We start from the raw sequence: 15587 nt of genomic DNA, 5'->3' as shown, positions 1-15587 counted from the left end.
GGCAGCCAGTGCAATTCTCAGATTCCGCTAAAGAACGGAGAGAGGGCAGCGGAGAGACGGAGAAGGGGCTCCATTCCGGCAACTCAAACCGTACACGTCTCCCTTCTTGCAGAGAATAGCTCCATTTCTTAAAACCGATTGCGATGACCTGCGGAAATGCGGCCGACGTTTAAGAAAAGGAGCTATTCTCTGGCAAGAGAGCCTGCGGGAATGCGCCTTCGGGCGAGAATCGGGCGCCGGAAGGGCCATCTCATACGGAATCGCTGCGATAACGACTCTTAAGGCGTCACCCTGGCGCCGATGGGCGCTTCTCGTACGGAATCGCTGCGATAACGGCCCCTCCGGCGTCACCAGGCGCGCCCGCGGCGCCCCTTTTACGACAAGCTCCACATGCAGTAGCGCTCGAAGTCCGCGCCAGACTCCACCTGCCGCGCGTTCACACGCACCGAAAGGCTGCCGTCTGCCGGCACCGCGCAGGTCACCGTGGCATCGCTGCTCCAATCACGCAGCACGCCGGTCACGTTGCCGTCTACGTCGCACAGACAGAACTGGTACTCCACCTGCACGTTTGGGCCCGCATACGGCGTTGCCGTAAGCGTCGCAGTCCCATCCTCGACGCTTCCGTTAAGCGTCACCGCCGAGATGTAGTCAATCGACGCCAGGTAGTCCGACCACCCCTCATACGAGTAGGACATCCCCGAAACGTCCTCACCGGCATCAAGCCGTTCAAGGTACTCCGCAAGCACTGCCGAGAAGCCCTCCGCGCCTGTGGCGTTAAGGTGCTCCCCGTCTGCAAAGTTCTCGGCAGTCGGGGCATAATAGTCATCCTTCAACAGGTTCGCGTCGAGGAACACACCGCCCGCGGACTCAACCAAGTCACGTATCCTTGCCATCTGCTGGGAATACTCATCCCCGTAGCAGAGCACGTTGAAGGCAGGCCTCGGCGTCACCACAACCACAAGCTGCACGTCATTCTCGTTGCAAAGATCAATAATCTTCTGCAGCGTTGCCATGTTCTGGTCGGTGAAGTCTGTAATCGCATGGCTTGTTGTGGACATGGCTGCCTTAGCATTGCTTGTGTCCAGCAGGTAGTTGTAGTTGCCATACCCCTTGCCAACATAGGTCCATCCGGGCTCGCGCACCTTGGCCGCCTCAATGGGCGTCGTTCCGCCCAGGCGCATCCGCAGGTTGTTCTCTACGCTCTGAACCCCACCTTTCTCGTGCGCAATGGTCCAGGGAAAGAGAACCTGCAGGAACTTCGAGCCGGTAAAAAATCCCGAGCTGGTGAGCAGCCCCGCATAGTCACCAATCGCCTTGGGCAGTGACTCGTAGGCAGCCTTGGTCTGAACGTAGGTGATGTTGGCCTTGTCCCAGCTACCAAGCGACATGGTCTCGTAGTCTAGGCCCAAGATCACCCGCTTCACGCCATGCCCCGAAATGGCCTCGCTCACCGCCAGGTAGCTATCCTCGAGTGGCTGAGCGGGCGTCGCAAGTGTAAAGCTGCTGGTACCAAGCGTGTTATCAAGCACATTGGGGTCAATCGCGCGCTGTGCCGTCGAGGAGCCCACCACCACGGTGTCGATGTTCTGATCTGCCGCCGAGAAGTACTCGGACCACACGACCTCGCTCGTGGAGCCATACGGATAGAGCGCGAAGACGAGAAGGACGTCCACACCAACAACGATGGCGAGAATCACCAGGGTCTCGACAACACAACGCAGGAGGCTTCGCGGCCCCTTGGAGGCGCGGCCCTCCGCATTTCTCGGTGACACTAGAAGCCCTCCTCAGGCAAACGCAAACAGAACAAACGCGCCGATACCCGCACTAGTGAGGCAGCCCTTGCATGCAGAAGCGATCGTAGTCCGCCGTGGAGCCCACCTGTCGAGTGCACACCATGACATCGCCATGTGACCCTCGGGGCACGTCGCAGCTATCCGAGCTGCTCCAGTCCTGGATGACCGTCGTGCTGTGGTCCTTGCCAACCAGCAGGAACCGGTACTCCACCTGGACGTCCGTGCCGGTGTATGCCTGGGCAGAGACAACAGCATCGCCATTGTCAGCCTTGTCGACCCGCGACACCACGGCCGAAATCTGGTGAATCGAGGCCAGATACTGGTCCCAGTCGTTGTAGGAGTACGAGAAAGACTCCACATCCTGGCCAGCATCAAGCGCCTGCAGGACACCCGCAAACGCCTGCGAGAAGCGCGTGGCGCCGGCGTAGTTGAGGTGCTCGCCATCCGCAAAGTCCCCGTCCTGAGGACTGTACGTCTCTGCATGCAGCATGTTGGCGTCCACGAAGGTGGCACCCTCTGCCTCGACCATCTGCTGCAGGCGCGACATCTGCTCGGGGTACTTCTCGCCGTAGACCAGCACGTTGAACGCCGGCCGCGGCGTCACCACCACGACGAGCTGCACGCCGTTCTCGTTGCAAAGTTGAGCGATTGCCGTCATCTGGTCGAGTAGGGTCTGCTTGAAGTCGTCCAGGCCGTGGATGGAGACAGACGTGTCCTCTCGCGCCCGCGAGTAGTCGATGACGCTGTCGTAGTTGCCGTAGCCGCGGCCGTAGTAGGTCCAGCCACCGTTCACGACCTTAGCCGCCTCAAGGACGTTGTCCCCGCTCATCCGCTCGCGCACGTTTGCGACGATGCTCTCACGGTTAAGCTTCACGTGGTTGTAGCCCCAAGGGAAGAGCGCGCACAGCGAATCTGCCCTGCGCATGAAGGAGGGGCTCACCAGGAGCTTCCAGTAGTCGGCAACGGCCTGCGAGAAGGGCTCCCCGTCCATCTTGGCGCGCGCGAAGGCCACGTGCGAGCCCGACCAGTTCTCATACGAGAGCGACTCGTAGTCCACCCCCAGGATCACCCGGCGCACGTGGTGGTCCTTGATGGCCTGCTCGACCGCCGTGTAGGAGTCATCGAGCGGCTGCGCCGGCGTGGCCATCGAGAAGGTGCTTGTACCCAGGGCGTTATCGAGGACGGACGGGTCAAATGAGCGCTGCGCCGTGGAGGAGCCAACGACCACGGTGTCGATGTTCTCCCCCGCCGACGCACGGTACTCGCTCCACATGACACTTGAGAGCGAACCGTACTGTTCGAGGGCAAACGAGCAGACCACGTCGAACGCCACAATGATGCCGATCACGACGATTGTCTCGACGATCCGCCTGCGCCAGCTGCGGGGGGCGCCACCAGAGGCGGCGTCTGCGCGCCTCTCCTTAGAAGTTCGCATACATGAACCCCCCGGCGGCGTTCTGGGTAATATAACTCGTCACGACGATGAGCCCGATTACCATGCAGTAGAACAGTCCACGCAGCACGCAGTTCCAGCCGAGGATGCGTCCATCAACGTCCACGCCGCGCTCCTGGGCGAGGCTCACGATAAAGACGATGAGACATGCCACGGCCGTAAAGCCCATGAACTTGATCGCCGAGCCGTGAACGCCCGCCTGCGAGAGCCACAGGGAGAACTGCTGGGGCGCAAAGTTGGTGAAGGTGTTGCGCAGGCAGAGCAGGCTGTCGCCGAAGTCGTAGATGCGGTCGAAGTACCAGCCCACGTTGACCACGAGGAAGGTGCGCACGACGCAGAACACGCGGTGGGCGCGCGAGCCCGTGTCCACGCGCAGCGCCTCGTTCGCGCGGCGGAAGGCCGGGGCGAGGAGGTCGGCCAGCGCGATCACCAGGCCGTTGTAGAGTCCCCAGGCGACGTAGTGGGGCTCGGCGCCGTGCCAGAGGCCCACGATCAGGAACACGAGGAGGTTCGCCACGCAGGCGGGCAGGGTGCGGCCCAGGTGCTCCCCCAGGCGCGAGGCCCTGGCGCCCAGCGCCCGCATGGGGCGCGAGACCGCGAACGGGAAGAACACGTAGTCGCGCATCCAGGTGCCGAGGGTGATGTGCCAGCGGCGCCAGAAGTCCGCGAGGGAGACCGAGAAGTACGGGCGGCGGAAGTTCTCGGCCATCCTGACGCCGAAGAGCGAGGAGGCCGCCTCCACCATGTCTATGCCGCCGGAGAAGTCGCCGTACTGCTGGGCCGAGTAGAGGAGTATGCCGAAGACCACGACGCTGCCGGGGATGTCGGGCGTCACGTTAGAGAAGATCTGGTCGATGGTGCCAACAAGCATGTTGGCAATCGCATACTTCTTGAGCGCGCCATAGCCAAAGCGCAAAAGAGACCGACGCACGGGCACGTCCTTGGCAGAGTGCCCTTCAAGCAGCTGAGGCCCAAGGTCGGCATAGCGGTTGATGGGCCCCTGGATCACCTGCGGGAACCAGGAGACGAAGAGCAGGTGCTTCAGGAAGTTGCGCTGCGGCTCGAAGCGGCCGTTGTAGGCGTCCACCAGGTAGGAGACGGACTGGAAGGTGTAGAAGGAGATGCCCAGGGGCAGGAGCAGCCCCAGGCTGGCGGGCGAGGCGGCCAGCCCCACCTCGTAGAGGAGCACGTTCCAGTACTTGAGGTAGGCCAGTATCCCGAAGCAGGCGAGGAGCGCCGCGACGAGCACCGCCCGGCGGCGGCCCGCCCAGGCGGCCTTCGCGGCCCTGCGCGCGGCGCGGCCCGGGGCGGCGGCGCGCTCCTCCTTGCAGCGGGCGTCCATGCGCGCGAGCGCGAGGGGCGCCGCCCAGGTGACGGCGGCGCAGGCCAGCATGTAGGCCAGCGTCTGCCACCTGCCCACCAGGCAGTAGAAGGCCAGGCTCGCGGCGAGCAGGACAACCCACTGTGCCCGCTGAGAGAAGCGGCCTACCAGGTAGTAGGCCGCAAGCGATACCGCGAGAAACAGAACAAACGAGAGTGAGAGCAGATCCAATGGTCCGGCTCCTAGCCCTCTTCGTCCACCAGGCGCTTCACCATGTCGAGCATAGCCTGGGCGCTGTTGAAGTTGTCAGGGACAATGTCCTTGGCGGGCACCGAGACATCAAACTCGTCGTTGATGGAGCTGATGATGGAAAGGATGTCGAAGGAATCCAGCACGCGGTCGTCCACGAGCGTTGTGCAGTTCTCGTAGTCCACGTTGCCCTTAACATCCTCAAGCAGCTCAATCATGTGGTCGAGCGTCAGATCGTCATCCATGCTTGCCTCCAATAATGTCCAACACATTTCTTCGTCACGCTGAAAGTCTATCGCAGTATGCGCGTGGGGAATCCCTAGCAGCAGTTGTTGGGCCAAGTCTCCATGGACTCGCGGACCACGCGAACACCACGGCCGTCACGCAGGGCAACAGTGGGCATCGTCCGGCTCAAGAACAGGTAGATGCCCTCGGTCACCGAGTACGCGCCGATGTTCTCGAAGGCGAGAAGGTCACCCACGCGCAGGTCCTCGAAGGGCGCCTTGCGAACCAGCACGTCGGCCGTGGTGCAGAGGCTTCCGCAGAGCGCCCAGTCTCGGGCCTCATCCGCCGCCTCCCCCGCCCGCACGCGCTCGTCGTGCGAGAGGTTGCGGATGCGCGGCTCCTTCATGCCCATCATCTGGCCAAAGTAGGTCACATGGTTCATGCCGCCATCGATGAACGCGTAGCTCGTGCCCTCGTTGTCCTTCTCGTCAACTATGCGTGCCAGGTAGTAGCCGCACTCGGTTGCCAGGAAGCGGCCCATCTCCACCTGCAGCTCAACGCGCTCGGCTATGGCAGCAAGCTCCGGAGCAATGTCGCGCGCAGGGGCGAGCGTGTCCGAGAAGTCCTGCCCCTCGAAGAGCGGCACTGCAAGTCCGGGCCCGTACTCGAGGCGCTGCGCGCGCCAGTCATGGTCACGCTCCAGCTCGTCAATGAGGTCGGCGAGCATTGCAAGCTCCCGCTGCTGCCACTTGAGCTTGGCGCGCTGGGTGCCCACAAAGTAGTGGATGCCCACCAGTTCGCACCCGGCAAGCTCGTCTCGGTGGTCAACCGCGTAGATGAGGTCCTCTCGGCTCATGCCAAACTGGCTGCCGCCATTCAAGCGCAGCAGCGTGGGCACGCGCACGCCTGCAGCCGCGGCCTCGGCGTCCACAAGTGTCAGCTGTCCCAGCGACTCGGCCGTGAAGGTGCCTGCGCCATAGCGCAGGGCCTCGCGCACGTCCGCCGCCTGCTTGCACACGCCGGAGTAGACGATGCGCGCGGGGTCAACGCCGTCGCGCTCGCAGATGGCCAGCTCGCCGGGGCTGCAGACCTCGAGCGCGTAGCCGTGCGCCCGTGCCGTGGGTGCCAGGAAGGGGTTCGCCTTGATCGAGTAGCAGAGGTCGACCTTGGGGCCCCAGATCTCTCGCACGGCGTCAAGGCGCGCGCCAAAGGTCTGGGTGTCAAAGACGTAGGTGGGCGTGCCCAGCTCTTTGGCGCAGGCGAGAAGCTCTTCGTTGGTCATGGCTACCTCCCCATTCCGTCGAGGGCCTTGCGGTCGATCTTGCCGTTCTTGGTGAGCGGCATCTGGTCCACGCGGCGCACGTGGTTGGGCTCCATGTAGGGCGGAAGTGCCGACGCGAGGGCGTCTGCCAGGCCCTTCTCGTCAATGGTGCCCACGTAGTAGAGGCGGATGCGCTTGCGGCGCTGGTCGTAGGTGCAGCAGGCGCGCTCCACGCCGTCCGTTGCCTGCGCGGCCGCCTCGATGTCTCCCAGCTCGATGCGCTGGCCCATGTGCTTGATCTGGAAGTCCTTGCGCGACGAGTACACCAGGTTGCCATCCTGGTCGTACGTCGCCAGGTCTCCGGTGCGGTAGATCGGCTCGAGCCAGCGGCCATTGAGCGGGTTCTGCGTAAACGCCGCGGCGGTGCGCTCGGGGTCTCCCAGGTAGCCCAGCCCCAGCGCCGTGCCCGAGACGCAGACCTCGCCCTCGACGCCCGGTGCCGTGACCTCCTGGTTGTTCTCGTCCAGAAGGAAGACTCGCTCGTTGGGGAAGGCCTTGCCCATGGGGATGACCTCGTGCTTGCCAAACTCGCGCTCCACCACGTAGTACGTGCAGTTGCAGGTGATCTCGGTGGGGCCATAGAGGTTCACGTAGGTGGCGTCTGGCAGGTAGCGGCGCCACACGGCCAGCTGCTTGGGCGGCATGACCTCACCCGAGAAGAGCACGCGGCGCACCGTGGTGGGCACGCGGTAGTCGAAGCCGTTCATGATCGAGACAAAGCACATGGCAGAGACCGCCCAGATGAGGGTTGTGACCTGGGAGTCTGCCAGGTAGTCCATGAGCTTGGTGGGCTGCGTGAAGTACTCGCGCGGCACCAGCTGCAGCCGGGCGCCGCAGCGCAGCGCGGAGTAGATGTCCTTCACCGAGACGTCAAAGTCAAAGGGCGCCTGGTTGGCGATCACGTCGCTCTCGCCAATGCCAAAGAGCTGGTCAAAGGTGGGGATGAAGTCGATGACCGAGCGGTGCGAGACAACCACACCCTTGGGCGTGCCTGTGCTGCCGCTCGTGAAGTTCACGTAGAGCGGGTCCACGTCCAGCGCCTGGGCACGCCTGCGTGCGAGAAGCCCCTCGTCAATGGAGCCGCCCACGATGTCCTCGATGCGAGCGATCTCGATGCCCGTGGCGCCCAGAAGCTCCTGCGCCTGCGCGGCGTTCGCAGCATCGGTGAGCACGCAGGAGGGTGCCAGCGCGTCGACGATGGCATGGACGCGGCCCTCCGGCTGGCGGATGTCGATCACCGAGTAGAACCCGCCCGCGTAGACGGCGCCCAGCATGCAGGCAAGCGCCCCGCAGCTCTTCTCGAGAAAGAGCGCCACCGCCTGGCGGGGCTGCGTGCGCGCCGCAAGCCATGTGCCTGCGGCCTGGGCCTCTCGGTGCAGCTCGCCATAGGTGAGGCTTGAGTCCGGGTCTGCCACGGCAACGCGCTCCGGCGTCGCCACGGCCGTGGCCTCGAGCCACTCGATTACGTTTCTCATGTCCGCTTCCCTCCCTGGGCCAGATCCCTAGCCCGAAATGTCCTGCATGCAGTAGCGGTCGTATCCCACAGTCGAGCCAACCTGGCGAACGCAGACCTCCACCTGCGACGAGCCCTCGGGGATCTCGTCTTCCGGGATGGCGCAGGTATCGCTCGCGCTCCAGTCCTGGATGACCGTCGTGCTACCGTCCTCTGCCACAAGCGAGAAACGATACTCCACCTGCACATTGGAACCCGTGTAGGCCATGGCAGACACGACGGTGTTATTGTCCTCCAAATACGACGTTGATATGACCGCCGAGATTTCGTCTATGGAAGCTAGGTAGTTGTCCCACTGGTCGTAGGAGTACGTGAGGTCTGAGGTTGAGCCGCCCGCGTCCAGCACCTGGAGCGCACCCACGAACGCCTGCGAGAAGCGCGCGGCGCCATCGTGGTTGAGGTGCTCGCCGTCGTAGAAGTCGGTGTCGCGGGGCTCGTACCAGCCGCCCCTGGCAAGGTTGGCGTCGAGGAAGGTGCCCCCGGCCTGCTCGACCACCTGCTGGAGGCGCGACATCTGCTCGGGGTACTTCTCGCCGTAGGCAAGCACGTTGTAGGCGGGGCGAGGCGTCACCACAACCACAAGCTGCACGCCGTTCTCTCGGCAGAGGTCGCAGATGTTCTGGATCCAGTCGAGGCCCTGCTGGTCAAAGTCCGCCGGGCCATCTACAGAGACCGAAAGGTGGTCGCGCGCCGTGGAGTAGTCGAGTACGCCATCGTAGTTGCCGTAGCCGTTGCCGTAGTAGGTCCAGCCGTCCATAACGCGCTCGGCGGCCTCGACGGGTGTCGTGTCGCTCACGCGGTCGTTGAAGTTGGTCGCAATGTGCTCGGCGTCAAGCTCCACGTGGTTGTAGCCCCACGGGAAGAGCGCGCAGATGGAGTCTGCCCCGTCAAAGAACGAGGAGCTGGTGAGAAGCTTCCAGTAGTCGGCAACCGCCTGGGGGAAGGACTCCCCCGCCATCTTGGCGCGGGCGAAGGCCACGTGCGAGCCTGGCCACTTGACCGTGGAGACCGACTCGTAGTCAAGGGCGAGAATAACGCGCTTCACGTGGTGGTCCTCGATGGCCTGCTTGGCCGCGGTGTAGGAGTCGTCCAGCTCCTGTGCGGGGGTGGCCATGTTGAAGGTGGTAGTGCCCAGGGTAGCGTCGAGGACCGACGGGTCGAAGGAGCGCTGTCCGGTCGACGAGCCCACGATTACGGTGTCGATGTTCTCGTTTGCCGCCGCGCGGTACTCGTCCCACATCACGTTTGCCAGCGAGCTGTAGAGCTCGAAGCCCAGGGTAATGAGGACGTTTGCGCCAATGATGAGCGCGACAATAACGATGACCTCGAGCGCGCGGTGCCACCCGTGGCGCGGGGCGCGGGGTTTGCGGGGCGCGGGGGTGCCGTTGGTCGCGGGCGTGCCGGCAGGCACGGTGGCCATGGCCTTCTCGGGCACCTCGGCCTTCTCGACTTTCTCGCTAGAAGTTGGCATACATGAACCCCCCGGCGACGTTCTGGGTGAGGAAGCTCGTGATGACGATGAGGCCAAGGACGAGGAAGTAGAGGGCGGCGCGCGCCACGCAGTTCCAGCCAAGGATGCGCTCGGGCACGTCCACGCCGCGCTCCTGGGCGAGGCTCACGATAAAGACGATGATGCAGGCGAGCGCGGCAAACGCCAGGAACTGCAGGTCGAGCGTCGCAAGGCCGTCCTCGTGCAGCGTGACGAGAAACGCGCTGGCGTCGAAGTTGGTGAAGGTGTTGCGCAGGCAGAGCAGGCTGTCGCCGAAGTCGTAGATGCGGTCGAAGTACCAGCCCACGTTGACCACGAGGAAGGTGCGCACCACGCAGAACACGCGGTGGGCGCACGAGCCCGTGTCCACGCGCAGCGCCTCGTTCGCGCGGCGGAAGGCCGGGGCGAGGAGGTCGGCCAGCGCGATGACCAGGCCGTTGTAGAGGCCCCAGGCCACGTAGTGGGGCTCCGCGCCGTGCCAGAGGCCCACGATCAGGAACACGAGGAGGTTCGCCACGCAGGCGGGCAGGGTGCGGCCCAGGTGCTCGCCGAGGCGCGAGGCCCTGGCGCCCAGCGCCCGCATGGGGCGCGAGACCGCGAACGGGAAGAACACGTAGTCGCGCATCCAGGTGCCGAGCGTGATGTGCCAGCGGCGCCAGAAGTCGGCCAGGGAGACCGAGAAGTACGGGCGGCGGAAGTTCTCGGCCATGCCCACGCCGAAGAGCGAGGAGGCCGCCTCCACCATGTCTATGCCGCCCGAGAAGTCGCCGTACTGCTGGGCCGAGTAGAGGAGGATGCCGAAGACCACGACGCTGCCGGGTATGCCCGTGGTGACGTTTGAGAAGATGGCCTCGATGACCCCCACCAGCATGTTCGCAATGGCGATCTTCTTCAGGGCGCCGTAGCAAAAGCGCAGGATGGCACGGTCATAGCGGACCGAGCGCGCCTCGTGGTACTCGAGGAGCTGCGGGGAGAGCTGCTCGTACCTGTTGATGGGCCCCTGGATGACCTGCGGGAACCAGGAGACGAAGAGCAGGTGCTTGAGGAAGTTCCGCTGCGGCTCGAAGCGGCCGTTGTAGGCGTCCACCAGGTAGGAGACGGACTGGAAGGTGTAGAAGGAGATGCCCAGGGGCAGGAGCAGCCCAAGGCTGGCGGGCGAGGCGGCCAGCCCCACCTCGTAGAGGAGCACGTTCCAGTACTTGAGGTAGGCCAGTATCCCGAAGCAGGCGAGGAGCGCCGCGACGAGCACCGCCCGGCGGCGGCCCGCCCAGGCGGCCTTCGCGGCCCTGCGCGCGGCGCGGTCGGGGGCGGCGGCGCGCTCCTCCTTGCAGCGGGCGTCCATGCGCGCGAGCGCGAGGGGGGCCGCCCAGGTGACGGCGGCGCAGGCCAGCATGTACGCGAGCGTCTGCCACCTGCCCACCAGGCAGTAGAAGGCCAGGCTCGCGGCGAGGAGGACCAGCCAGGCGTAGTTGCGCGCAAGATGGCCCACCGCGTGGTAGGCAGCAAGAGATGCCACAAGGAACAGCAGGAAATGCAACGAGAACAGTTCCAAAATGCAGTCTCCCGGCTTTAGGTACTTTTCGCACATGTACAGATGCGCTCACTGTATCTAACTCTCACAGCCTTGCAGGATATCCGACACAAGAAACACGAAACGCGACCTAATCCGTACGGGCGGGCGTCTCGCGCGCAACCCGCATTCTCGCCCGAAGCCGCATTACCGCAGGGATTACGTACGAAAGGGTCTCTCGGGCGCCATTTTCTCGCCCGAAGGAGCGTTTAGCAGGAGGCGAGTGCAGCGCATTTCTCCCAGTGTCGCTCAAATTATTGCGCGATCTTTCGACCAAACTATAAGTTTTGCCAGTTGTTAGTAGCTACTTCCAGCATTTTCGTTCAATAATTGCCTGCAGAGAAGCCCCAAGACGCCCTGAGAAGCTGCAGATGAACCAAGAAGAAACTCTGGGTGCGCCGAGAAAATCCAGATGGCCTTATCATTGGCCCTAGACACACGGCCAGAGACACGGGCCCAACCGCAACCCCACCAGCAGCAGGGAGGGCAACATGAACTTCGTCTTCATCTCGCCTCAGTTCCCCGAGACCTACTGGCTGTGGTGCGACCGCCTGCGCTCGTGCGGTGCCTCGGTCTACGGCATTGGCGACACTCCTGCGGAGGCAATCTCGCCGGAGCTGCACCGCGCGCTTGACGAGTACGTCCACGTTGATTCCCTTGAGAACTACGACCGGGTGTTTCGTGCCGTCGCGTACCTCTCCTGGAAGCACGGCCACATGGACTGGATCGAGTCGATGAACGAGCACTGGCTGCCGCTTGACGCTCGGCTTCGCGATGACTTCCACGTCACCACCGGCGCCAGCCTAGCCACCATCGACCAGTGGCAGTCAAAGGCCCAAATGAAGCCGCTCTACGCGGCGGGAAACGTGCCCACCGCCAGGCAAGTCCGCGTGGGTTCGCTCGACGATGCCCGCCGCGCCGTGTGGGAATGGGGCGGGTTTCCGGCCTTCGCCAAGCCCGAGTACGGCGTGGGTGCCGGCGGCGCCATGCGCATCGACAACGACGACCAGCTCAGAGACCTTGTCGGCCGCTGCTCGTGGCAGGGGGCCGCGCCCTACGTGCTCGAGGAGTTTGTCCCCGCCAGCGGCATCGCCGCCTACGACGCGATCATCGACCCCTGGGGCAAGCCGGTCTTCGAGAACCAGGAGGAGTTCCCGCCGTCGATGTCCGACGTCGCGCGGCAGGGCCTTGACCTCTCGTACTACTGCTGCCCCGGCATCGATCCCCGCCTGCGCGACCTGGGCCATGCAGCGGTGCACGCCTTTGGGATTCGGGCACGCTTCGTCCACCTTGAGTTCTTCCGTCTCGCCGAGGACCGCGAGGGTCTGGGGCACGCTGGCGACTACGTGGGCCTCGAAGTCAACTGTCGCCCGACCGGCGGCTACACGCCAGACATGATGAACTTTGCGCACTCCACCGACGTCTATCGCATCTGGGCGGAGATGGTGTGCTTTGGCGAGCGCCGCCTGCACGACGCGCACGACAACTGGTTCGCCGTGTACGCCAGCCGGCGAGACAACCATACCTACGCGCACAGCCATCGCGAGATTCTTGCGCGCTGGGGCGGAAGCATCATGATGGAGAGGCGCGTGCCTGGGGTTCTCTCGGATGACATGGGCAACCACATGTACGTGGCGCGCGTGCGCACCGAAGAGGAGCGCGAGGAGTTCATCTCTTTCGTGCAGGAGCGTGCGCCCGAGGGCTTCTCCGAAGCAGATGCCGCCGAGAACAACGACACACAGGAAGGGTAGGGCCGCATACATGCAGGTGAGAAGGGCCATCGACGCAGACATTCCCGGAATCGACAACTGCCTCTCGCAGGTGCTCGAGGTGCACGCGCAGGGGAGGCCGGACCTCTTTCGCTCCGGGACGCGCAAGTACACCGACGACGAGCTGCGCCAGATCATCGCTGACGACAACCGGCCCGTCTTTGTCGCCGTGAACGAGGACGCCAAGCCCGGCGAGATCCTAGGCTACGGCTTCTGCGTGGTGGAGGACCACACGCACTCAAACAACCTGCAGCCCATTCGCACCCTCTACATCGACGACATCTGCGTGGACGAGGCCGCGCGCGGTCACGGCGTGGCAACCGCCGTTTACCAGCACATCATTGCCTTCGCACGCGAGGGTGGGTTCCACAACGTGACTCTCAACGTGTGGGAGTGCAACCCCGGCGCACGCAAGTTCTACGAGGCAATGGGCATGGGCATCCAGAAGACCTGCATGGAGCAGGTGCTGTAGCGGCGCCGCGCGGCGAGCAGCACGCGGGCGGGCGGAGCGCCGCGCGGCGCTAGTGCACCACCGGGTCTGCCCAGGCAAAGTTCTCCATGCCGGCGCCCAGCTCAAAGTGCAGCTTCACAATGCCCAGGTCAACGCGAGCGCAGGGGCCTCCGTTGGTACTCAGACCCACCAGCGGCAGCCCGTCGGAGTTGGTCTTTTTCAGCATCTGCACCCAGAAGGTCTGCTGGTTCAAGGCCGTCGGAGCGAGCAACGCATAGCGAACGCCGCGCGCAAACCACTCGGGAACGTTGTTGACCGGACGCGATACCTGCGCGATCGTGCGCGAGCGGTGCGGCTCTCCCTGCGTGGCGCCGTGGCCCAGCGCCACAATGGCCACGAGCTTGTCCTTCTGGGCGAGCGTCTGGCGAACGGCTCGGCGCTTGGCGGTACCGGCAACCCAGCAGCTGTTGAGGCCCAGCCGCTGTGCCTCAAGCACGACCTTCTCGGCAAAGTAGCCTGCACGCATGTCGAGGTTGTTGCTCTCATGGCCAGCCACGACCAGGTAGTTGTTGGCATTGGTGAAGCCTGCGCGGCGAGCAAGCGTGCTCGAGAACACCTCCGGGTCGTCGTAGGCCAGGTGAAGGTGGAGCGCGCCGTCGGTGTTCGCCGTGGCAACGGCCTCCTCCAGCGCCGCCCGCTCCTCCGCCGAGATGGGCTCCTCGGTGTAGCTCCTGACGGCATGCCGCGACTCAACGGCCTCGTCGATGCTCATGCGGTAGTTCATCTCGTTGCCCTTTCCGTTGGATTCAGTACGCCCCATGGTAGCGTTCCCGCGGGGTTCCGCTCTCGTCGACGTTCTTTTCACCGCCAGCGCCAACTCCTGTCGCAGCAGCCGATACGCCGGAATTACGCACGGCCGTGATTCAGGTTTGTGTGTTGCTGGGCTTTTCTGGACGATAGACTCAGCCGTGCGTAGTTCGGAGCTCTGGGGACGGCGAGAAGCACACGGCCTCCCAAACACGACTCGCCCCATCCAAACCCAAATTTCAATTGTGTGCAATTTATTTTTCTCGCCAGCACGCCATCAGGAAAATCGAACGCCCTTAGACTAGACACCGACAAAAAATTGCTACATCAGCGATAGGAGTTACCATGTCCATCATCACCACTGTCCTCGCCGTGCTGGTTGCGGCGGAGTTCCTCTTCATCTTCTACCTCGAGACCCTTGCGACCACGTCGGCGCGCACGGCGCAAACGTTCAACATGACCGTCGACGAGCTGTCGCGCCCCTCCGTGAGCACGCTCTTCAAGAACCAGGGCGTCTACAACGGCGTCCTTGCGATTCTGCTGCTCGTGGCCGCGCTGGTCGTTCCCAGCAAGGCGGCGGTGATTGCCCTGAGCGCGTCGATGGTCGTCGTCGCGGCATATGGAGCTGCCACTAGCGACCCCAAGATCATCCTCAAGCAAGGCCTTCTGCCTGCGATTCTCCTGGTGAGCTGCCTTATCTAGCGGCGCCCGCGTCCGGGGCGCCAAGGCGCCCCAACTGCCAGACCGCCAGCAGCACCACCGGAATGCAGCCGAGAAGTCCCAGCGGCATTGGCCCCAGAATGCCGCCTGCACTGCGGCTAAACCACATGCCCAGCCCTGCTACGGCGTTGAGTGACCCATGGGCAAGCGCGCAAGGCCAGACGCTTCCCGAGCGCTCGCGGAGAAAGCAGAGAAACGTCCCGAATGCCATGCAGAAGATGGTCATGGCAACAATGCCAAGCACGGGAAACCCCAGGTAATCGGTGCCGTAGTTATACCCCATGGCAATGACGGGCGCATGCCAGAGGCCCCACACAACTCCGGTGATAATTGCAGCGCGGCTGCGCGGCATCCGCTCCCTCAGCGCGGGATAGAGAAACCCGCGCCAGCCCGCTTCCTCGCCAATGGCCAGCAGCATGTTGATGAACGGGGCGAAAATCACGGCATAGGCAACCTGGACGGCGAAGATTGCCGGAACCTGGTCGGCGCCTACGCCAAGCTGGGCGATGGCGGCAGCGGAGAAGCGCGATGCCTCCGGGTCAAAGTCACCGGAGAGGAAAAGAAAGTAGACCAAGGCGCCGGCAAGCGTAAGGGCGGGCGGGATTGCCAGCGCCAGCAGATACCAGCGCAGCCCGCCCTTGATACGAGGCCGCCAGCCAGCGTCGACGGTGGTTTTTCTCGTCACACGGACGATAATTGCAGCAGCAAGTGGCCCAAACATCGAGATGGCAAGCAACGGGCCCCACACGCCGTTCGACTCGTCGATGGCCCATCCCGATTGGGCACCAGTGAAAATCCAGCTCACCCAGTCCAGCGCAAACGTAACCACAAGGAAGAGGATGACGGTCCCTCTCGCAGACCTGACCGATTCATCCGAATCCATTGCAGACACCATCCCCCAGATTG

General features: G+C 63.8%; 13 protein-coding genes. 3 read left to right on the top strand and 10 right to left on the bottom strand.

Going from position 1 to position 15587, the window contains the following annotated elements; translation table 11 throughout:
- Positions 1-374: 374 nt before the first annotated feature.
- The 8 genes from AUL39_RS07730 to AUL39_RS07695 form a co-directional block, all read right to left on the bottom strand.
- Positions 375-1772 carry a hypothetical protein gene (locus tag AUL39_RS07730; protein WP_059055022.1) on the bottom strand — a complete coding sequence of 466 codons (1398 nt, stop codon included), beginning with the start codon at positions 1770-1772 and terminating at the stop codon, positions 375-377.
- Between the two features lie 52 nt (positions 1773-1824).
- Complete coding sequence (locus tag AUL39_RS07725; protein ID WP_059055021.1) at positions 1825-3228, bottom strand: hypothetical protein; 1404 nt, start codon at positions 3226-3228, stop codon at positions 1825-1827.
- Complete coding sequence (locus tag AUL39_RS07720; RefSeq protein ID WP_059055020.1) at positions 3215-4798, bottom strand: MBOAT family O-acyltransferase; 1584 nt, start codon at positions 4796-4798, stop codon at positions 3215-3217. Before AUL39_RS07720 ends, AUL39_RS07725 begins: the two co-directional genes overlap by 14 nt.
- Positions 4799-4809: 11 nt before the next feature.
- Entirely contained in the window at positions 4810-5061 is a 252-nt protein-coding gene (locus AUL39_RS07715; RefSeq protein WP_059055019.1) for a hypothetical protein, read from the bottom strand.
- Positions 5062-5135: 74 nt separating this feature from the next.
- Complete coding sequence (locus AUL39_RS07710; protein WP_059055018.1) at positions 5136-6323, bottom strand: diaminopimelate decarboxylase family protein; 1188 nt, start codon at positions 6321-6323, stop codon at positions 5136-5138.
- Between the two features lie 2 nt (positions 6324-6325).
- Positions 6326-7837 carry an amino acid adenylation domain-containing protein gene (locus tag AUL39_RS07705; RefSeq protein ID WP_059055017.1) on the bottom strand — a complete coding sequence of 504 codons (1512 nt, stop codon included), beginning with the start codon at positions 7835-7837 and terminating at the stop codon, positions 6326-6328.
- A 27-nt stretch (positions 7838-7864) separates the two neighbouring features.
- Entirely contained in the window at positions 7865-9346 is a 1482-nt protein-coding gene (locus AUL39_RS07700; protein WP_059055016.1) for a hypothetical protein, read from the bottom strand.
- Positions 9333-10880 (bottom strand): MBOAT family O-acyltransferase, encoded by a 1548-nt coding sequence (locus tag AUL39_RS07695; protein WP_235810803.1) that lies wholly within the window; start codon positions 10878-10880, stop codon positions 9333-9335. Before AUL39_RS07695 ends, AUL39_RS07700 begins: the two co-directional genes overlap by 14 nt.
- Positions 10881-11425: 545 nt before the next feature.
- Between AUL39_RS07695 and AUL39_RS07690 the strand changes: the two genes are divergently transcribed.
- On the top strand, positions 11426-12685 hold the full coding sequence (locus tag AUL39_RS07690; RefSeq protein ID WP_059055014.1) for an ATP-grasp domain-containing protein: 1260 nt from the start codon (positions 11426-11428) through the stop codon (positions 12683-12685).
- 10 nt (positions 12686-12695) lie between these two features.
- Positions 12696-13175 carry a GNAT family N-acetyltransferase gene (locus tag AUL39_RS07685; RefSeq protein WP_059055013.1) on the top strand — a complete coding sequence of 160 codons (480 nt, stop codon included), beginning with the start codon at positions 12696-12698 and terminating at the stop codon, positions 13173-13175.
- 49 nt (positions 13176-13224) lie between these two features.
- Here AUL39_RS07685 and AUL39_RS07680 read toward each other — a convergent pair whose 3' ends face one another.
- Positions 13225-13974 carry a nitroreductase family protein gene (locus AUL39_RS07680; RefSeq protein ID WP_059055012.1) on the bottom strand — a complete coding sequence of 250 codons (750 nt, stop codon included), beginning with the start codon at positions 13972-13974 and terminating at the stop codon, positions 13225-13227.
- A 332-nt stretch (positions 13975-14306) separates the two neighbouring features.
- Between AUL39_RS07680 and AUL39_RS07675 the strand changes: the two genes are divergently transcribed.
- The gene (locus AUL39_RS07675) at positions 14307-14663 is read left to right on the top strand and encodes a DUF1304 domain-containing protein (RefSeq protein ID WP_059055011.1); all 357 of its coding nucleotides are present in this window, start codon (positions 14307-14309) and stop codon (positions 14661-14663) included.
- Here AUL39_RS07675 and AUL39_RS07670 read toward each other — a convergent pair.
- Positions 14656-15564 (bottom strand): CPBP family intramembrane glutamic endopeptidase, encoded by a 909-nt coding sequence (locus tag AUL39_RS07670; RefSeq protein ID WP_160327052.1) that lies wholly within the window; start codon positions 15562-15564, stop codon positions 14656-14658. The two genes, AUL39_RS07675 and AUL39_RS07670, sit on opposite strands and share 8 nt — an antisense overlap.
- Between the last annotated feature and the right edge of the window lie 23 nt (positions 15565-15587).

This window comes from Tractidigestivibacter scatoligenes (assembly GCF_001494635.1).
Lineage (GTDB): Bacteria > Actinomycetota > Coriobacteriia > Coriobacteriales > Atopobiaceae > Tractidigestivibacter > Tractidigestivibacter scatoligenes.
Note: the sequence above shows the minus strand (reverse complement) of the source record. Positions and strands in the feature narration are given on the sequence as shown.